The 18,363-nt window shown below is 72.3% G+C and carries 15 protein-coding genes; 3 read left to right on the forward strand and 12 right to left on the reverse strand.

What is annotated here, in order from left to right; all coding sequences use genetic code 11:
* Positions 1-121: 121 nt before the first annotated feature.
* Positions 122-1,585, forward strand: coding sequence for a cytosine permease (locus AB0N63_RS22355; protein ID WP_365530756.1), 1,464 nt, complete (start codon positions 122-124; stop codon positions 1,583-1,585).
* 481 nt (positions 1,586-2,066) lie between these two features.
* Here AB0N63_RS22355 and AB0N63_RS22360 read toward each other — a convergent pair whose 3' ends face one another.
* The 4 genes from AB0N63_RS22360 to AB0N63_RS22375 form a co-directional block, all read right to left on the reverse strand.
* Positions 2,067-3,482, reverse strand: a complete 1,416-nt coding sequence (locus AB0N63_RS22360) for a sugar porter family MFS transporter (protein WP_365530758.1) — start codon at positions 3,480-3,482, stop codon at positions 2,067-2,069.
* 338 nt (positions 3,483-3,820) lie between these two features.
* The gene (gene smc, locus AB0N63_RS22365; RefSeq protein WP_365530760.1) at positions 3,821-7,390 is read right to left on the reverse strand and encodes a chromosome segregation protein SMC; all 3,570 of its coding nucleotides are present in this window, start codon (positions 7,388-7,390) and stop codon (positions 3,821-3,823) included.
* A 244-nt stretch (positions 7,391-7,634) separates the two neighbouring features.
* Positions 7,635-7,838 carry a hypothetical protein gene (locus tag AB0N63_RS22370; protein WP_009190853.1) on the reverse strand — a complete coding sequence of 68 codons (204 nt, stop codon included), beginning with the start codon at positions 7,836-7,838 and terminating at the stop codon, positions 7,635-7,637.
* Positions 7,839-8,213: 375 nt separating this feature from the next.
* Complete coding sequence (locus AB0N63_RS22375; protein ID WP_027758282.1) at positions 8,214-8,495, reverse strand: acylphosphatase; 282 nt, start codon at positions 8,493-8,495, stop codon at positions 8,214-8,216.
* Positions 8,496-8,663: 168 nt separating this feature from the next.
* Between AB0N63_RS22375 and AB0N63_RS22380 the strand changes: the two genes are divergently transcribed.
* Together AB0N63_RS22380 and AB0N63_RS22385 are read left to right on the forward strand one after the other, a co-directional pair.
* Complete coding sequence (locus AB0N63_RS22380) at positions 8,664-9,902, forward strand: CAP domain-containing protein (protein WP_365530762.1); 1,239 nt, start codon at positions 8,664-8,666, stop codon at positions 9,900-9,902.
* Between the two features lie 119 nt (positions 9,903-10,021).
* Positions 10,022-10,417 carry a helix-turn-helix domain-containing protein gene (locus tag AB0N63_RS22385; RefSeq protein WP_365530764.1) on the forward strand — a complete coding sequence of 132 codons (396 nt, stop codon included), beginning with the start codon at positions 10,022-10,024 and terminating at the stop codon, positions 10,415-10,417.
* Between the two features lie 145 nt (positions 10,418-10,562).
* On the opposite strand, the gene mutM is transcribed toward AB0N63_RS22385, so the two are convergent.
* The 8 genes from mutM to recG all read right to left on the reverse strand — a co-directional run bounded on the left by mutM (position 10,563) and on the right by recG (position 18,221).
* The gene (mutM, locus tag AB0N63_RS22390; RefSeq protein ID WP_365530766.1) at positions 10,563-11,441 is read right to left on the reverse strand and encodes a bifunctional DNA-formamidopyrimidine glycosylase/DNA-(apurinic or apyrimidinic site) lyase; all 879 of its coding nucleotides are present in this window, start codon (positions 11,439-11,441) and stop codon (positions 10,563-10,565) included.
* Positions 11,442-11,611: 170 nt separating this feature from the next.
* Positions 11,612-12,424: a ribonuclease III gene (rnc, locus tag AB0N63_RS22395; RefSeq protein ID WP_365530828.1), complete on the reverse strand. Its 813-nt coding sequence runs from the start codon at positions 12,422-12,424 to the stop codon at positions 11,612-11,614.
* A 19-nt stretch (positions 12,425-12,443) separates the two neighbouring features.
* Positions 12,444-12,617: a 50S ribosomal protein L32 gene (gene rpmF / locus AB0N63_RS22400; protein ID WP_007493396.1), complete on the reverse strand. Its 174-nt coding sequence runs from the start codon at positions 12,615-12,617 to the stop codon at positions 12,444-12,446.
* A gap of 2 nt (positions 12,618-12,619) precedes the next feature.
* Positions 12,620-13,273 carry a YceD family protein gene (locus AB0N63_RS22405; protein WP_365530767.1) on the reverse strand — a complete coding sequence of 218 codons (654 nt, stop codon included), beginning with the start codon at positions 13,271-13,273 and terminating at the stop codon, positions 12,620-12,622.
* A gap of 229 nt (positions 13,274-13,502) precedes the next feature.
* Positions 13,503-14,654, reverse strand: coding sequence for an ATP synthase F0 subunit B (locus AB0N63_RS22410; RefSeq protein ID WP_365530769.1), 1,152 nt, complete (start codon positions 14,652-14,654; stop codon positions 13,503-13,505).
* A gap of 99 nt (positions 14,655-14,753) precedes the next feature.
* Positions 14,754-15,233, reverse strand: a complete 480-nt coding sequence (gene coaD, locus AB0N63_RS22415; RefSeq protein ID WP_365530771.1) for a pantetheine-phosphate adenylyltransferase — start codon at positions 15,231-15,233, stop codon at positions 14,754-14,756.
* 26 nt (positions 15,234-15,259) lie between these two features.
* Positions 15,260-15,847, reverse strand: coding sequence for a 16S rRNA (guanine(966)-N(2))-methyltransferase RsmD (gene rsmD / locus AB0N63_RS22420; protein ID WP_365530773.1), 588 nt, complete (start codon positions 15,845-15,847; stop codon positions 15,260-15,262).
* A 151-nt stretch (positions 15,848-15,998) separates the two neighbouring features.
* Positions 15,999-18,221, reverse strand: coding sequence for an ATP-dependent DNA helicase RecG (gene recG / locus AB0N63_RS22425; protein WP_365530774.1), 2,223 nt, complete (start codon positions 18,219-18,221; stop codon positions 15,999-16,001).
* Between the last annotated feature and the right edge of the window lie 142 nt (positions 18,222-18,363).

The raw sequence follows: 18,363 nt of genomic DNA on the forward strand, positions 1-18,363 counted from the left end.
TGCCATGAGTCGGATCAAAGTACGATGGTGTGGCTCGCGTCCGTACGCGTAGAGTCCCGACGTCGCCGCCCGTTTCTGCCGGCGGCCCCTCTCCCCCACGAACGAGGCCGGACCCTTCTTCATGAGCAAGACCGCCGAGACCGAAGGCGCGCTGGAAACCCGTGGCATCGAACAGGTGCCCGATCACGAGCGCACCGCCAGGACCCGTGAGCTGTTCCCCACCTGGGTCGGCGCCAACATCAGCGTGCTGCTGCTCACCATGGGCGCCAGTCTGGTCGTGGCGTACCACCTGAACTTCTGGCAGGCACTCGTCGTCGCCGTGGCGGCGCCCGTCGTCTCCTACGGCCTGGTCGGGCTGATCGGGATCGCGGGCAAGCGCGGCGGGGCGCCCGGCATGGCGTTGTCGCGGGCGGTCTTCGGGCAGCGCGGCAACCTCCTGCCCGGGTCGCTGATCTGGGTGGCCCGCTGGGGCTGGGAGACGATCAACGCGGTGACCGGCGCGTACGCCGTGCTCACCATCCTGAAGATCCTCTTCGGCGTCCGCGGCAACGGCGTGCTGGACATGGTGACGCTGCTGGCGTTCGTCGTCGCCACCTTCGCGATCTCCGGGCTCGGCATCACCGCCGTGCAGAGGTGCAACAAGTACGCGACGTACCTCTTCGGCGTCTTCTCGGTCCTGGTGCTCGGCTATCTGGTCGTGGACACCGACTGGTCGGCGGTCTTCGGGCACTCCGCCGGGTCCACCGCCTCGGTGATCACCGGTGTCGGCATGATCGCGGCGGGCGGCGTGAGCTGGATCCCGACCGCGCCGGACTTCACCCGCTACCTGCCGCGCACCGCCTCCTCCAAGGCGATCGTGGGCCACTCGGTCGGCGGCGCCGGCATCGTGGTGCTGCCCATGGTGTTGATGGGCGCGGTGATGGCGGTCTCCACGCCCGATCTCGCCTCGGCGGCCGACCCGGTCTCCTTCCTCGGCGAGATCCTGCCGACCTGGATCGCGGTCCCGTATCTGCTGATCGCGCTGATCGGCATGCTGCTGATCAACTCGATGTCGATGTACTCGGCGGGCTTCACCGCGCAGACCCTCGGCTTCAAGGTGCCGCGGCACTGGGCGGTCTCGGTCAACGCGGTGATCTCGCTGGCGTTCGGCGGGGTGCTGATGCTGGTGGCGACGAGCTTCATGGGCTCGTTCATCGCCTTCCTGTCCCTGCTCGCGGTCGCCTTCTCCGCCTGGGTCGGCGTCTTCGGCGCGGACATGCTGCGGCGCACCGAGTACGACGGCCGCGCCCTGGCCGACACGACGCGCACCAGCGCGTACTGGTACCGGGGCGGCTTCTCCCCGGCCGCGGTGGCGGCGTGGGCGATCGGCCTGGCCGCGGGTCTGATGTTCACCACCTCCGACTGGTTCACCGGTCCGTTCGCTACGGGCAACGTCATCGGCGAGTACGGCCTCGGCTGGGTCGCCACGATCGTGGTCTCCGGCCTGCTGTATGTGGCGCTGCCCAAGCCGGCCGTGGTGACGCCGGTCGCCGCGGGCACCGCCGGGGAGCGCGTCACGGAGCAGCCCGAGACGCTGACCGTCTGAGCCCGCGCACCCGCCTTCGCCTACCGAAGAAGTCCCCCTCCGGCCCGGCCGGAGGGGGACTCCGGCGTGCTGGGGGCGTCGGAACTCAGCGCCCCGGGCGGGTGGCCGTTCGTACGCCCGCCGGCGCGCGGTTGCTGCCGGCGCCGTGGCCGAGGACGACATGGCGGGCGAGGAGCACCGGGACCGGATCGCCCGGCCTCCGAAGGCCTTGCGGGCGCCGTCCTCGACGCTCCCGGGCCGGACCGCCGGCCCGTGGAGAGCCTGCGGCCTCGTCCGGTGACCGGCGTCGGGGCCGCTGGGGCGAGACCGCTGCCCGCCGTATGCGAAACCGCCGCCCCCGGCCGGTCGGAACCGGGCGGGGGCGGCGGTGGATACGAGGAGCGGGCAGCGGGGATGGGCCCGTCTCCTCGGTCTCGGGGGCGCCGAGGGGGCTGCGGGTGCGCGGGGCTCCGTGCGGAGTCCGGGCGCGCCCCCTGCGGGCTCAGCCCATCTCCTCCAGTGCCTTGCCCTTCGTCTCCTTGACGAACTTGAGCACGAACGGGATGGAGAGCGCGGCGAAGACCGTGTAGATGATGTAGGTCCCCGACAGGTTCCAGTCGGCCAGCGACGGGAAGCTCGCGGTGATGGCCCAGTTGGCGATCCACTGCGCGGAGGCGGCCACGCCGAGGGCGGCGGCGCGGATCCGGTTCGGGAACATCTCGCCGAGGAAGACCCACACGACCACACCCCAGGACAGGGCGAAGAAGAGGACGAAGACGTGGGCGGCGATCAGGGCGACCCAGCCCTGGGTGGCGGGCAGCTTGCCGTCGACCAGCGGGTGCGAGAAGGCCCAGGCCTCCAGCGCCAGGCCGATCACCATGCCGACCGAGCCGACGAGGGCGAGCGGCTTGCGGCCGACGCGGTCCACGAAGATCATCGCGATAACGGTGCCGACGATGTTGATGATCGACGTCGTGAACGAGTAGAAGAACGACTGCGAGGGGTCGACGCCGACCGACTGCCACAGCGTCGAGGAGTAGTAGAACGCGACGTTGATGCCCACGAACTGCTGGAACACCGACAGGCCGATGCCGATCCAGACGATCGGCTTGAAGAAGAAGCCGCCGCCGAGCAGGTCCTTGAAGGTGGACTTGTGCTCGCGCTTCATCGCGGTCTCGATCTCGTGCACGCGCGCGTCGAGGTCGACGTCCCTGCCCTCGACCTCCGCGAGGATCTCGCGGGCCCGCTCACGGCGGCCGACGGAGATCAGGAAGCGCGGGGACTCGGGGATCGCGAAGGAGAGCAGGCCGTACAGGACGGCCGGGACGACCATGACGCCGAGCATGACCTGCCAGGCCTCCAGGCCCATCAGCTTGCCGCGCTGGTCGCCGCCGGCGGCGTTGAGCAGGCCCCAGTTGACCAGCTGCGAGATCGCGATGCCGACGACGATCGCGGCCTGCTGGAAGGAGCCGAGCCGGCCGCGGTAGGCGGGCGGGGAGACCTCGGCGATGTAGGCGGGGCCGATCACCGAGGCCATGCCGATGGCGAAGCCGCCGATGACGCGCCACATGGCGAGGTCCCACAGGGCGAACGGCAGGGCCGAGCCGATGGCGCTGACGGTGAACAGGACCGCGGCGATCTGCATGCAGCGGATGCGGCCGATGCGGTCGGCTATGCGGCCGGCGGTCGCGGCGCCGATGGCGCAGCCGATCAACGCGATGGCGATGACCTGCGCCAGCACGGCGGAGCCGACGTCGTAGCGGTCCCGGATGGCCTCGACGGCGCCGTTGATCACGGAGCTGTCGTAGCCGAAGAGGAAGCCGCCCATGGCCGCCGCCGCGGCGATGAAGATGACGTGCCCGAGATGATCGGGATGGGCCGTGGCTCCGGGCCTGGGTGCCTGCGCTGTGCTGGTCACGTGTACTCCTCGGGCACACCGGCAACGCTGCCGGGGTGGGGGTCAGCCCTCCGGGTCATGAGACCTGAAGGTAAAAGCAACGTTGCAGAGACTATGCCTTCATGTTTCGAAGTCAATAGGTCCTCTGCTGTGATTTAGACCCACCCGCGTGGCGAGCTTGCGTTCAAGTGTTGAAATCAAGTATCGGACAAGGTCCGTCTACCCCGAAGTCATGGGTACACGCGGGCGCCGATCACGAAACGGACAGAAGAGGGCAAGTGCCCTAGGAACGCGGCAGGAAGGGGCACCCACGGCCCGGTGAGCCGGTGCGGGCGTCCCCGGGGGGAGCCGGTGCTCGGTCAGCGCAGGCGCTGGCTGATGACCTTCGAGACGCCGTCGCCCTGCATGGAGACGCCGTACAGCGCGTCGGCCACCTCCATCGTGCGCTTCTGGTGCGTGATCACGATGAGCTGGGAGGCCTCCTGGAGCTCCTGCATGATCCGGATCAGCCGCTGGAGGTTGGTGTCGTCGAGCGCCGCCTCGACCTCGTCCATGACGTAGAACGGGCTCGGCCTGGCCTTGAAGATCGAGACCAGCAGGGCGACGGCGGTCAGCGAGCGCTCGCCGCCGGAGAGCAGGGACAACCGCTTGACCTTCTTGCCCGGCGGGCGCGCCTCGACGTCCACGCCGGTGGTGAGCATGTTGTCGGGGTCGGTCAGCACCAGCCGGCCCTCGCCGCCGGGGAAGAGACGGCTGAAGACGCCCTCGAACTCGCGTGCGGTGTCCCGGTAGGCGTCGGTGAAGACCTGCTCGACCCGCTCGTCCACCTCCTTGACGACCTGGAGGAGATCGGCGCGGGTCTTCTTGAGGTCGTCCAGCTGCTCGCTGAGGAACTTGTGGCGTTCCTCCAGGGCCGCGAACTCCTCCAGGGCCAGCGGATTGACCTTGCCGAGCTGCTGGTAGGCACGTTCGGCTGCCTTGAGCCGCTTCTCCTGCTCGGCCCGCACGAAGGGCCGGGGACGGTTACGGGGGTGGTCGGGGTCCTCGGGCAGTTCCTCGCCCTCGGCGGGCAGCGAGGGCGGCACGAGCTGGCTCGGCCCGTACTCCGCCACCAGAACCGCCGGCTCCACCCCCAGCTCCTCCAGCGCCCTGGCCTCCAGCTGCTCGATCCTGAGCCGCTTCTCCGCGCCGAGCACCTCCCCCCGGTGCACGGAGTCGGTCAGCTTGTCGAGTTCGCCCTTGAGATCGCGGCCCTGGGCGCGGGCGGCGGCCAGCTCCTGCTCGCGCAGGGCCTTGGCGGCCTCGGCGGCGGCGCGTTCCCGCTCGGCGCGGCCGAGGGAGACCTCCACATGGGCCAGCAGCTGCCGGGCGCCGGAGGCGACGGCCCCGGCGACGGCCGCCTCGTGGCGCAGCCGGGCGCGCCGCTGCTCGGCACGCGCGCGTGCCTCGCGTTCGGCGCGGGCGGCCCGGTCGAGGGAGTCGGCGCGGCCGGCCAGTGACTTGACGCGTTCCTCGTGGGTGCGGACCTGGAGGCGGGCCTCCATCTCGGTCTGGCGGGCGTTGGCGCCGTCGGCGGCGAGCCGGTCGCGCAGAGAGGTGTCGGGTTCCTCCTCGACGGGCGTCTCCTCGGCGACGGCGAGCCGCTCGGCGAGTTCCGCCACTTCCTGGAGGGCATTGTCCAGGGCCTGCTGGGCGCGTTGGGCGGCGGCCGTGGAGCGCTCGGCCTCGCCCGCGGCGCCGCGCGCCTGTCCGGCGAGGCGGCCGAGCTGCTGGGCGACCGCCGACTTCTCCCGGTCGGCGGCACGGCGCCGCTCCCCCAGTTCCTCGACCAGCGCCGCGCACTCGGTGCGCCGCCGACCGGCCAGCCGCTGGACCTCGGCCAGCTCCTCGCACCGTACGGCGAGCCGGTCCAGCTCGGCGGCGGCCTCGTCCACGGAGGCCTGCACCTCCAGCAGGCTCGGCGCGCCGGCCGAACCGCCGTGCGCGAAGTGCGCGCCGAGCAGATCGCCCTCGGCGGTGACGGCGGTGAGACGCGGATGCGTACGGACCAGGTCCTCGGCGTCCTCCAGGGTGGTGACGACGACGATGCCGCGCAGCAGGCGGCGTACGGCGGGCATGAGGTGGGCGGGGCCGCTGACCAGGTCGGCGGCGTAGGGACGACCGCAGGGGATGTCGTCCGGTTCCGCCGTCGCGGTCGCGGGGTCGTCGGGGGCGTCGGCCAGGAGGAGGGCGGCGCGGCCCGCGTCCTGTTTGCGCAGCAGGCGCAGGGCGTCGGCCGCGGCGGCGGGGCCGACGACGGCGAGGGCGTCGGCGGCGGGGCCGAAGGCGGTGGCGAGGGCGGTCTCGTGGCCGGGGGCGACGGCGAGGAGCCCGGCGGCCGGGCCGAGCAGTCCGGTGAGGCGGTCGGCGGCCTCGAGCAGGGCGCCGGTGCCGTCCTTGCGGCGCAGTCCCAGGGCGAGGGCGTCGTGCCGGGCCCGCATCGCCGCGCGTTCGCGTTCGGCGGCGGTGGCGGCCTCGCGGGCGGCGCCGAAGGCGGCCTCCGCCTCGGCCAGGGCGGTCCTGGCCGCCTCGTGCCGGTCGGCGAGTTCGTCCTCGTCCGCGTCGAGCCCGTCGACCTCGGCCTTGAGTGCCTCGTACTCCTCCTGGGCCTGTACGGCGCGTTCCCGGGCCTCGTCGCGGGCGGCGGCGAGGCGGTCGATCTCGGCCTGGGCGGAGGCGGCGCGGGAGCGGGCCGCGTTGACCTGCCCGGCGAGCCGGGCCAGTCCCTCGCGGCGGTCGGCGATGGCGCGGGCGGCGTCCCTGAGGCGGCGCTCCTCGGCGGAGAGTTCGCGTTCCAGTTCGGCGCGGTGGGCGACGGTGTCCTCCAGCGCCCGCTGGGCGGCCTCAAGAGCGGCCTCCAGCTCGGCCTCCTGTTCGCGGACCCGGGCGGCCTCGCGCTCCAGGTCCTCGGGGTCGCGGCCGCGCCGCTCCTCGTCGGGTGCGGAGGTGGCGCTCCTGACCCGGGCGTCGGCCAGGGAGATGGTGCCGCGGACGCGTTCGGCGAGTTGGGACAGCTCGTACCAGGTCTCCTGGGCGCGGGTCAGGCGCGGGGTGAGGCGGCGTACCTCGTCCTCCAGGCGGGCCTCGCGCTGGAGGGCGCGGGACAGTTCCCGTTCGGCGGCCTCCTTGCGTTCCTTGAGGGCGGCCTCGTCGGCGATCTCCGCCGCGAGGGCCTCACGCAGGCGTACCAGGTCGTCGGCGAGGAGGCGCAGCCGCGCGTCGCGCAGATCGGCCTGGATGACGGCGGCCCGCCGGGCGACGGCGGCCTGGCGGCCGAGCGGTTTGAGCTGGCGGCGCAGTTCGTCGGTGAGGTCCTGGACGCGGGCGAGGTTGGCCTGCATCGAGTCGAGCTTGCGGAGCGCCTTCTCCTTGCGCTTGCGGTGCTTGAGGACTCCGGCGGCCTCCTCGATGAAGGCGCGGCGGCCGGCCGGGTCGGCGTGCAGGACGGAGTCGAGCTGGCCCTGGCCGACGATGACGTGCATCTCGCGGCCGATGCCGGAGTCGGAGAGCAGCTCCTGGATGTCCAGCAGCCGGCAGGTGTCGCCGTTGATCTGGTACTCGCTGCCGCCGTTGCGGAACATGATCCGCGTGATGGTGACCTCGGCGTACTCGATGGGCAGGGCGCCGTCGGAGTTGTCGATGGTCAGGGACACCTCGGCGCGGCCGAGCGGCGGGCGGCCGGTGGTGCCGGCGAAGATGACGTCCTCCATCTTGCCGCCGCGCAGCGACTTGGCGCCCTGTTCGCCCATGACCCAGCTGAGCGCGTCCACCACGTTGGACTTGCCCGAGCCGTTCGGGCCGACGACGCACGTGATCCCCGGTTCAAAGCGGAGCGTGGTCGCCGAGGCGAACGACTTGAAGCCGCGGAGGGTCAGGGCCTTGAGGTGCACGCCGTCGGACTCTACCCGCCCGGGCTAGCGCACTCCACGAACCCTCGCAACCGCGCGGTTTCGCCCAGGGGCGGGCAGGGCACACCAGACGTTAAGACGCTGAAAGGATGCGCGGGAAACGGCGGGGGCCACGCGAGCGGGGGGCGGGAAAGAAGGAAGGGACGCCGAAGCGTCCCTTGCAACTCTGACGACGGAGCGGTTGACACGGGCGTCCCAACCACTGTGTCGTGGTGCTGTGCAGTGATCAGGTGAGCGCAGGCTCCGCCTGGTGTGCGTCGACACGCTCCATGATCCTGTCGTGAGAAGCGGCAGCCGTCAGCGCGTCGTTCTCCGCCTGGATCCGTACGAGCTCGGATTCAAGGTCCTGGACGCGCTGCTGCAGCCGTCGCATCTCGGCGAGGAGTCGAGGGTCGGAGCCACCGACGTAACCGAGAAGCGCCTTTGCCATGATGGATGGTCCTCCACACTGAGTGACCGACCGATGCGGTGTGGGTCGTGAGGGATTCGCACCCGCGGTGCTTGGCACTGTTGAGTTGTGCTGCCGTTCATCCATGCCAAACAGCTGAGGTGCGCGGGCTTTCAGCGTCTCACCAAAAAGTTTGACGGTCAACACGATCACACCCCGTGTCGGTGGGCGCCCCGGGGGCGCTCGGCCGGAAAGGCGGCGCGGCGGCTCCTGCGGGCCCCTCGGGGTGTGGCGGTCATCCTGCCCTGCGCGGCCCCGCACGGCAAGGTCCTTCCGGCGACCACCTGCTCTTTTCCCTCCGGGCAGATGCCAGGGGCAGGTGCGGCGGCCGGGGCCCGGCGAGGCGCGGCGACCACGTCAGCGGATCGCGAAGCCGTCGTAGCCTCCGCGCGGTGTGTCCCAGATCTCTGTGACACCGTCCACACGGCCGGGCGTGTCGTCCCCCTGGAGCCAGTCGAGGAGCTTCTGGCAGGCCTCGTGCGCCCCTTCGGCGACGACCTGCACGCGTCCGTCGCCGAGATTGAGGGCGAAACCGCTCAGACCGCCGATCTCCAGGGCACGCGCCCGGGTGAACCAGCGGAAACCCACGCCCTGGACGTGCCCACGCACCCAGGCGACCAGCCGAACATCCTCGCTCATGGGTGCAACCTAACCGGGCGATGTCCCAGAGGACACTTCCACCCCCTGCGCCATGCGGTACCGTCCCGACCCAATGAATCTCATATGAAACTCACTCGATCGAGTGAGTCGGGTTGACTGCGTCGGCTCAGGGCGCGCGTCGGCCCGGGGGACGAGGAAGGCCAGGACATGGGACGCCACCGACGTTCGGACGCCGGCCGCGCCACCACGGACCGTGCCACGGGGGCGACGGACACGCACGGCTCGTACCGGCAGGGCCACAGCTCACGGGACTTCTACGACCCGTTCCCGGACGACGACCGCATGGGCATCGCGCCCTATCTGAACCCGGAGCGGTACGCCGACGCCTACGCACGGGCCGAGGAGTACCTCTTCGCGACGGACGACGACTACGCCCGTACCGCGGACGCCTACGTCCGGAACCCTGACGCGTACTCCCGTGCCACCGACGCGTACGCCCGCGCCATGGACACGGCGGTCTTCCCGTCCGGGGGCTTCAGCCCCTCGCAGGGGCCGCTCGGCCGGGGCCGCCGCCGTAAGCGGAAGGCCGCCACTCCGGTCCGCACGGGTCTGCTCGGCGTCTCGGCGGCGGTCGCCCTCGGCACCGTCGCGGTGGCCACCGGCGCGGTGCCCGGGCTGGAGAACTACCGGCTGGGCGGAAACAGCAGCACCGGCTCGGACAGCGTGCAGGCGGCGGGCACGCCGACGAACAGCGCGAGCGGGCAGGGCGGCACCTCCGGTGGCGCGCTGCCGGGCGACCGGCGGGGAGCGCCCGGCGCCGGGCGCGGCGCGGGGCGGCCCGCCTCGCCGACGGACTCCGCCGCACGGCCCCCGGCGACGCCGAGCCCGTCCGCCCCGGCCGCGTCGCAGAGCCCGGCCGCCACCGCCCCGGCCACCCCGGCGAAGCCGCCCGCGGCCGAGCCGACGACCGGGCCGGCCGGCACCGCGGCTGCGCAGGAGACGGCGCCGGCCGCGCCCGCCACCAGGATCCCGCGTCAGCGCACCCGGCCCCCGGCGACGGTCTCCACGGAGGCCGCCGCCGCGGCGGAGGTGCTGAGCCTGGTCAACCAGGAGCGGGCGAAGGCGGGATGCAGCCCCGTCACGGCGGACGGCGCGCTGGGCTCACTGGCGGAGAAGTTCAGTCAGGCCATGGCCGACCAGGGCTTCTTCGACCACACCGACCCCAGCGGCGCGTCCCCCTGGGACCGGGCCGCCGAACTCGGCATCACCGGCCTCGGCGGCGAGAACATAGCCCGCGGCCAGGCCGACGCGGCGGCGGTCATGGACGCCTGGATGAACAGCCCCGGCCACCGCGCCAACATCCTGAACTGCGACTTCAGGACCCTCGGGGTCGGCGTCCATTTCGGGACGGGCGGGCCCTGGTGGACGCAGGACTTCGGGTACTGAGGCGGAGGCCGTCCGGCGCTGAAGGCCGGTCGCCGCTCGGGACCGGTCTGCCGCCGGGAGCGCTGTCGCCCGGTGAGTGCTGTCTGTCGGTGAGCGCTGTGCTCGCGTACGCTGCTCGTATGAGCGGCACGCAGGAACGCATCGAGGCGCTGGACCTCCCCTACGACGTGTTCGCCAAGGCGTGCCCCTCGCGCGGGACGCTGGAGCACGTCACCGGGCGCTGGGGCGCGCTGACCGTCGGAGCGCTGCACGAGGGCTCGCTGCGGTTCAACGAGTTGCGCCGCCGCGTCGACGGCGTGAGCGAGAAGATGCTGTCGCAGACGCTCCAGGCGCTGGAGCGGGACGGCCTGGTGCACCGCGAGGCGCAGCCGACGAACCCGCCGCGCGTCGACTACGAGCTGACCCCCCTCGGACACGCGGTGGCCGAGCGGCTGCTGGCCCTCATCCACTGCGTGGAGGGCCGGATGGACGAGGTGCTGGCCGCCCGCGAGCGCTACGACGCGCGCCGGGCCTGACGACGGCGCCACCACCGGCTGACGACAGCCGGGCCTGACGTCAGCGCCACCGTCTGGCGACCGCGCGGTCCGGGCCGTGTCCGCGGCGCGGGCCGAGCCGTCGTCTGCGGCCCGGCCCGTCGTCCGCGTCTGGGACCCGGTCGTCTCAGATACGGCCGCCCGCGGCCGGGCGGAGGCGGGGCGTGGGCTGGCACTTCGGGCAGTAGTGGCTGGAGCGGTTCATCCAGGGGCGCCGCCGCATCGGGGTGGCGCAGCGGCGGCAGGGCAGGCCCTCGCGGCCGTAGGCGTCGAGCGAGCGGTCGAAGTAGCCGGACTCGCCGTTGACGTTGACGTACAGGCTGTCGAAGCTGGTGCCGCCGACGGCGAGGGCCTCGTTCATCACATTCCGGACATGCCCGAGGAGTTCGGCGGTGCGGGGGCGGGTGAGGGTGGCGGTCGGGCGTTCGTAGTGCAGCCGGGCCCGCCACAGCGCCTCGTCGGCGTAGATGTTGCCGACGCCGCTGATCAGCGACTGGTCGAGCAGGGCGCGCTTGATGGTGGTGCGCTTGCGGCGCAGCGCCCGGTGGAAGGCCTCGTCGTCGAACAGCGGGTCGAGGGGGTCGCGGGCGATGTGCGCGATGACGTCGGGCAGCCCGTCGGGCCCGGTCTCGTGCAGCGAGAGGCCGCCGAAGGTGCGCTGGTCGACGAAGCGGAGTTCGGTGCCGTCCTCGTCGGCGAAGCGGACGCGGATGCGCAGGTGCTTCTCGGCGGCCGCCTCCCGAGGCTGGACCAGGAGCTGGCCGCTCATGCCGAGGTGGGCGAGGATCGCCTGTTCGCTGTCGGCCAGCGGCAGCCACAGGTACTTGCCGCGGCGGCTGGGCGTGCCGACGCGGTGGCCCGTGAGGCGGCGCGCGAAGTCGTCCGGGCCGGCCAGGTGCCGGCGCACGGCGCGCGGGTGCAGCACCGCGACCTCGGCGACGGTCCGCCGGGCGACCCACCGCTCCAGTCCGCGCCGTACGACCTCGACCTCGGGCAACTCGGGCATGACTCCCCCGCACTGACTCGACCTGTCGACTTCTCGACCTGTGGGCTTGATGGGACATACGCCGAGCGCCCGCCCCGGGTGCGGGACGGGCGCTCGGAACGTGCTCGCCGCTACGGCCCGGGGGCCGTGGCGGTCGCCGTGCCGCGCCGGACGGTGCCGGGCGCACGGTGTCAGGCGGAGGCCGGCGCCTCGTCGGCGCCACCCGCGCCGGCGGCGGACTCGGCCGCCTCGGCGCGTTCGTCCGCGGCGGCCTTGATGGCCCGCCAGGCGGACTCGGCGGCCTGCTGCTCCGCCTCCTTCTTGCTGCGGCCGGTGCCGGTGCCGTACGAGACGCCTCCGACGCGGGCGGCAGCAGTGAAGGTCTTCTCGTGGTCGGGGCCGGTCTCCGTGACCAGGTACTCGGGGACGCCGAGTCCTTCGGTCGCGGTGAGCTCCTGGAGGGACGTCTTCCAGTCCAGGCCGGCTCCGAGGTTCGAGGACTTCTCGATCAGCGGGTCGAACAGGCGGTGCACCAGTTCGGAGGCCGCGTCGAGGCCCTGGTCGAGATAGACCGCGCCGATCACCGCTTCAAGGGTGTCGGCGAGGATGGACGCCTTGTCCCGGCCGCCCGTGCCCTCTTCACCGCGGCCGAGCCGGATGAAGGCGCCCAGGTCGAGGCCGCGGCCCACTTCCGCCAGCGCACGCGAGTTGACCACCGCGGCCCGCAACTTGGCCAGCTGGCCTTCGGGCAGGTCGGGGTGGGTGCGGTACAGCGTGTCCGTGACGACGAGACCGAGGACGGAGTCACCGAGGAACTCCAGCCGCTCGTTCGTCGGCAGGCCGCCGTTCTCGTACGCGTAGGAACGGTGGGTCAGCGCACGCACCAGAAGGGCGGACTCGAGCCGGTAGCCGAGCCGCCCTTCCAGAAGCGTGTGGGACGAGGCGGTGTTGTCCGATGGGCCACTCCCGGCAGCGCGGGGAGAGTTCTTCTTCGCCGTGGACACGGTGCCTCTCACCAGCCGCTCAGACCTCGAGGACCTGGCGCTTGTTGTAGGTGCCGCAAGACGGGCACGCGATGTGCTGCAGCTTGGGCTCGTGGCAGCGCTCGCACGCCACCAGGGTGGGGACCGCAGCCTTCCACTGCGACCGGCGGTGGCGCGTGTTGCTGCGCGACATCTTCCGCTTCGGAACAGCCACGGCTACTTCTCCTGCTTCTCGTCGACGCGCGCTGATCGAGTCGCGTCGCCGCTCATCTCGTCCTTCTCGCCGTCTTCGAGTGAACCGGCGAGTCCCTGCAAAGCCGCCCAACGGATGTCGACGGCGTCGTGGTGGTGGTCCGGGTCGTCCGTGAGCCGCGCTCCGCACTCGGAGCACAGGCCCTGGCAGTCTTCCTGGCACACCGGCTGCATCGGCAGTGCGAGCACCACCGCATCGCGCAGCAGAGGTTCGAGGTCGAAGAGTCCGTCCTCGAGGAAGAACCTGTCCTCGTCGTCCTCGGCGTCGTCGCCCGGTTCCGCGATCACGCGGCCCCGGTCGTCGGCGTCAGGGTACGAGAACAGTTCCTGGAAGTCCGCTTCGAGCTCCAGCCCGACCGGCTCCAGACACCTTACGCACTCCCCCTCGGCCCGTGCACGGGCGGTGCCTGTGACGAGCACCCCTTCCATGACCGACTCGAGCCGGAGGTCCAGCTCGACGGGGGCGCCTTCCGGCACTCCGATCACGGACTGGATACCGAGGTCCCGGGGGGCCGGGACGGTGCGGGTCAGGCGCTGCAACGCACCAGGACGCCGACCCAGCTCATGTGTGTCGAACACGAGAGGGTCGCGGTGGTCGAGGCGGGCGTTCTGAGCCATTCCTGCTTTCGGTTTCCGAGCTAGGAGGGACGCGGCCTGGGTCGGTGTCTCCCGGGCAGCGCGGATCGCGGACGTACACGCGACCGAAGAGCCAGGATACTGGACCTTTCGCTCTCGTCCCAATCCGGCCCCGGCCGGCCGTGCGGCACCCGTGCCCGGCGGGTGCGCGCCCGGTGTGCGCGGCCCGTGTCCAAGCCGTGTCCGCCCGGTGCGCGTCTCCGCCGGCGGGTCAGAGACCGCGGCCCTGTTCGTACGCCCGCAGCTGCTCGGCGCTGATCATGCTGGTGTCGAAGAGGCTGGTCTCGTCGAGCGCGTAGCCCGGCTGGGAGTGCTGGGGCTGCTGCGCCTGGTGGTCCTGCTGCCCGTCGTGGCCCTGCTGGGCGTGCTGGGCCTGGTTCGGGTCGTACACGGGCTGCTGCCCGGTGTCGTACCCCTGGTACAGGTCGCCGGCCGCCGTCCCGTAGCCGGTGGCGGCGTAGGGGTCGGGCTGCTGGGGCTGCTGGTAGCCGTACGGGTCCTGCTGGGGGTCGTAGCCCTGGTAGCCGTACGTGTCCTGCTGGGGCTGCTGGTAGCCGTAGGCGGGCTGGGGCTCGTACTGCGGCTGGGGCGGGGCCGCCGGGCGCTCGGGGGCCGGGGCGGCGGCGGTCCGGGACGCGGGGGCGTCCGAGAGGTCGGCGAGGCCGGCCAGGTAGTCGGCGTCGCTGGAGTGCTGGACGGTGCTGGTGTCGTCGGCCAGCGCGCCGAGGTCGTCGGTGGCGATCCGGCCGTGCAGCTTCTGCCGGCCGCGGCCGACGGCCTCCAGGGTCTTGGCGAGGACCGCCTCGAAGGCGCCGAGCTTGGCGTCGACGTACTGGTCGGCGTCGCGCCGCAGGGTCTGCGGGTCGTGGCTGCGCTCGGGGGCGTCCTCGTCCTCGTAGCCGTTCTCGTCGAGGCCGGGGCCGGTGCCGAGCAGCTTCTCGCGGCCGCGGCCGACCGAGCCGAGCGTCTTGGTGAGGACGACCTCGAAGTTGGCCAGCTTGGAGTCGACGTAGTCGTCGGCCTCGGCGCGGATCTCCTCGGCCTCCTGGCGGGCCTCGGCGAGGATGCGGTCGGCCTCGGCCTGGGAGCGGCGGGCGATCTCGGTGCCGGAGACCAGGGAGCCGCGCTCGGCGTGCGCGGACTCGATGATCCGTTCGGCCTCGCGGCGGGCCTCCTCGACCATCTGTTCGCGATCGCCGATCAGTTCGCGGGCCTGCGCGAGCGAGCCGGGCAGCGCCTGGCGGACCTCTTCGAGCAGCGCGAGCAGCTCGGCGCGGTTGACCACGCAGGACGCCGACATGGGCATGGAACGGGCGCCCGAGACCGTGGCCACGATCTCGTCGAGCTTCTTCTGCACGTCCACGGTGTGCTCGCCTACTCCCTACCGATGCGCTGTTCCGGACGGGACGACTGTACGACCACGGCGTGGCCGCCGGACACCGGGTGACGGCACGTCAGCGGCTCAGTCCTTCCTCAGCCGGGCGGTCAGGGCCGCCAGGACCTGCGGGGGCACCAGGTGGGAGACGTCGCCGCCCCAGGTCGCGACCTCCTTGACCAGGGAGGAGGACAGGAAGCTGTAGGTGGGGTTGGTGGGCACGAACAGCGTCTCGACGCCGGAGAGGCCGTTGTTCATCTGGGCCATCTGGAGCTCGTAGTCGAAGTCGCTGACGGCGCGCAGGCCCTTGACGATGGCGGGGATGTCGCGCTGCTTGCAGAAGTCGACGAGGAGGCCGTGGAAGGCCTCGACGCGGACGTTGCCGTACTCGGAGGTGACGTCGCGGATCAGCTCGATCCGCTCGTCGATCTCGAACAGGCCCTTCTTGGACTGGTTGATCATCACCGCGACGTAGACCTCGTCGTACAGACGGGAGGCGCGGGCGATGATGTCGAGGTGCCCGTTGGTGATGGGGTCGAACGACCCGGGACAGACGGCACGGCGCACTTGAGTTCCCTCGCTCTCCGGTCCGGTCATCGTGCGTCTTCGCACGTAGAGGCGGCGCGACCGTACCAAAACGTTCCCTCGCCGTAGCGACGGGCCCGGAGTGCGTCGAAGCCCTCCGGCCATGCGAATTCGCCGCCTCTGGTGCTGCGCTCCACGGTGACGAGGGCTTCCGCCGCGAGCCACCCCTGCGAGCGGAGTGTGAGCAGGATCTCCCGAAGATCGTCGTCGGTGACGGCGTAGGGCGGGTCCAGGAAGACGATGTCGTACGGCCCGGCGGGCGGCGGCGACTGGACGATCTGTTCCGCTTTGCCCGTCCGGACCTCGGCGCCGGGCAGGCCGAGGCTCTTCACGTTCTCCCGGACGATCCGCGCGGCGCGGGCGTCGGCCTCCACGAGCAGGGTGTGGCCGGCGCCGCGGGAGAGCGCCTCCAGGCCGACGGCTCCGGAGCCGGCGTACAGGTCCAGGACCCGTTCGCCGTGGAGGGGGCCGCCGAGGAGGGACTGCCAGGTGGAGAACAGGCCCTCGCGCGCGCGGTCGGAGGTGGGGCGGGTGCCGGTCCCCGGCGGGACGGCTAGGCGACGTCCGCCGGCCTTGCCGGCGATCACGCGGGTCATCTGGGGTCCTTGGTCGTGGGCGGTGTCCCGTTCAGTGTGGCTGGTCGCGCGGCGGCTCGCGTCCCTGGGGCGGTGGCCCGCGGCCCCGGGGGACCTGTCCGGGCTCCGGCCGCCCGTGTGCGCGGCTCCCGCGTCTTCGGGGCGGCGGCGCTCACCCCTTCTCCAGGTACTGCTCCTTGTCGTCGTCCAGCAGGGCGTCCAGTGCCGTGCGCAGGCCGGGCAGGCCCGTCAGCTCCGGGTCCGCGGCGACCACCGCCGTCGCCTCCTCCCGCGCCTCGGCGATGATCTCCTCGTCCTCGATGACGGCGAGGACGCGCAGGCTGGAGCGCGCGCCGGACTGGGCCTGGCCGAGGACGTCGCCCTCCCGTCGCTGTTCCAGGTCGATGCGGGACAGCTCGAAGCCGTCGAGGGTGGCGGCCACCGCGTTCAGCCGCTGGCGGGCCGCGCTCGCCTCGGGCATCTCGGTGACCAGCAGGCACAGGCCGGGCGCGGAGCCGCGGCCGACGCGGCCGCGCAGCTGGTGCAGCTGGGAGACGCCGAAGCGGTCGGCGTCCGTGATCACCATGACGGTGGCGTTGGGGACGTTGACGCCGACCTCGATGACGGTGGTGGCGACGAGGACGTCGGTGTCGCCCGCGGCGAAGCGGCGCATGACCGCGTCCTTGTCGTCGGGGGCCATCCTGCCGTGCAGCACCTCCACGCTCAGCCCCTGGAGCGGGCCCCTGGCGAGCTGGTCGGCGACGTCGAGGACGGCGAGCGGGGGACGCCGGTCGGCGGTCGCGTCGGCGTCCGGGGACTTCTTGGCGGCCTTCTTCGGGTCGTCCTCCTCGTCGCCGATGCGCGGGCAGACGACGTACGCCTGGTGGCCCTTGGCGACCTCCTCGCGCACCCGCTCCCAGGCGCGGGCGAGGAAGTGCGGCTTGTCGGCGGCCGGGACGACATGGCTGGCGATGGGCGAGCGGCCGGCCGGGAGCTGGTCGAGGACCGAGGTCTCCAGGTCGCCGAAGACGGTCATCGCGACCGTGCGCGGGATGGGGGTGGCGGTCATGACCAGCAGGTGCGGGGGCTGTTTGCCCTTGCCGCGCAGGGCGTCGCGCTGTTCGACGCCGAAGCGGTGCTGTTCGTCGACGACGACCAGGCCGAGGTCGTGGAACTGGACCTTGTCCTCGATCAGAGCGTGGGTGCCGATCACGATGCCGGCCTCGCCGGTGACGAGGTCGAGCAGGGCCTGGCGGCGGGCGGCGGCGCCCATGGAGCCGGTGAGCAGCACCACCTTGGTGGCGTGCTCGGAGCCGCCGAGCATGCCCCCTTCGGCCAGTTCGCCCATCATCTCGGTGATCGACCGGTGGTGCTGCTGGGCCAGCACCTCGGTGGGCGCGAGCATCGCTGCCTGCCCGCCCGCGTCGACCACGGCGAGCATGGCCCGCAGGGCCACCATGGTCTTGCCCGATCCGACCTCGCCCTGGAGCAGGCGGTGCATGGGGTGGTCGGTGGCGAGGTCGGTGAAGATCTCGTGGGAGACCTTCTGCTGCCCCTCGGTGAGGGTGAACGGGAGGCGGTCGTCGAAGGCGGCCAGCAGGCCGTCGGGGCGGGGGACGCGCGGGACGGCGGGCAGCTGGGCGTCGGCGTGGCGGCGGCGGGCCAGGGCGACCTGGAGGACGAACGCCTCGTCCCACTTCAGGCGGGACTGGGCCTCGGCGATGTCGGCCTTGGTGTGCGGGCGGTGGATCTTGAGCAGGGCCTCGGGCAGGGGCAGCAGCCCGCGACCGGCGCGCAGCGCCTCGGGCAGCGGGTCCACCGCGTCCCGGGCGTCCGGCAGCACGGTCTGGACCGCCTTGGCGATCTTCCAGGACTCCATCTTGGCGGTGGCCGGGTAGAGCGGGATGAGGGCGCCGGCGAAGGACTCGACGCTCTCCCCGTCGTCGCCGTGGAGCAGTTCGTAGGCGGGGTGGGCCAGTTGGAGCTTGCGGTTGAAGACGGAGACCTTGCCCGCGAACATCGCGCGTGTGCCCGGCAGCAGGTCCTTGTGGGGCTTGTGCACGCCGTTGCCGAAGAAGACCAGCTGGAGCCGGCCGCTGCCGTCGGTGATCGTCACCTCCAGGCGCTGGCCCTTGCCGCGGGGCGCTCGCGAGGAGGCGAACGTGTGCAGCCGGGCGTCGGCGACCTGGGCGACCACCGTGACGTGCTCGTCCATCGGGAGGTCGGCCAGATGGGTGAGCCGGCCCCGCTCCTCGTACTTGCGCGGGTAGTGGTGGAGGAGATCGCCGACGGTGTGCAGGCCGAGGTGCTCGGCCATCACCTTCGCGGTGGCGGGGCCGAGCACCGACTTGAGCGGTCGACGCAGTGGTTCTTGCAGTGCGGGCACGAGATCCATTGCACACCACGCCACTGACATTGCCGTATACGTACCTCGAAACCCCTGGTCAGCCGGGTGGTGTGGGCTCTAGGATGACGCGCTCACGGACCTTCCCCCGCGGTCCACCGCCCCACCGGTGCCGCCCGACCCCGCGCCGTCG

The sequence above is a fragment of the Streptomyces sp. NPDC093260 genome (assembly GCF_040683715.1).
GTDB classification, from domain to species: Bacteria; Actinomycetota; Actinomycetes; order Streptomycetales; family Streptomycetaceae; genus Streptomyces; species Streptomyces sennicomposti.

What these genes read in the sequence shown, in the direction of transcription:
- AB0N63_RS22355 (WP_365530756.1), top strand. Translation starts at nt 122, where the DNA reads ATGAGCAAGACCGCCGAGACCGAAGGCGCGCTGGAAACCCGTGGCATC.
- AB0N63_RS22370 (WP_009190853.1), bottom strand. Translation starts at nt 7,838, where the DNA reads ATGGCAAAGGCGCTTCTCGGTTACGTCGGTGGCTCCGACCCTCGACTC.
- AB0N63_RS22375 (WP_027758282.1), bottom strand. Translation starts at nt 8,495, where the DNA reads ATGAGCGAGGATGTTCGGCTGGTCGCCTGGGTGCGTGGGCACGTCCAG.
- AB0N63_RS22380 (WP_365530762.1), top strand. Translation starts at nt 8,664, where the DNA reads ATGGGACGCCACCGACGTTCGGACGCCGGCCGCGCCACCACGGACCGT.
- AB0N63_RS22385 (WP_365530764.1), top strand. Translation starts at nt 10,022, where the DNA reads ATGAGCGGCACGCAGGAACGCATCGAGGCGCTGGACCTCCCCTACGAC.
- mutM (WP_365530766.1), bottom strand. Translation starts at nt 11,441, where the DNA reads ATGCCCGAGTTGCCCGAGGTCGAGGTCGTACGGCGCGGACTGGAGCGG.
- AB0N63_RS22405 (WP_365530767.1), bottom strand. Translation starts at nt 13,273, where the DNA reads ATGGCTCAGAACGCCCGCCTCGACCACCGCGACCCTCTCGTGTTCGAC.
- rsmD (WP_365530773.1), bottom strand. Translation starts at nt 15,847, where the DNA reads ATGACCCGCGTGATCGCCGGCAAGGCCGGCGGACGTCGCCTAGCCGTC.
- recG (WP_365530774.1), bottom strand. Translation starts at nt 18,221, where the DNA reads ATGGATCTCGTGCCCGCACTGCAAGAACCACTGCGTCGACCGCTCAAG.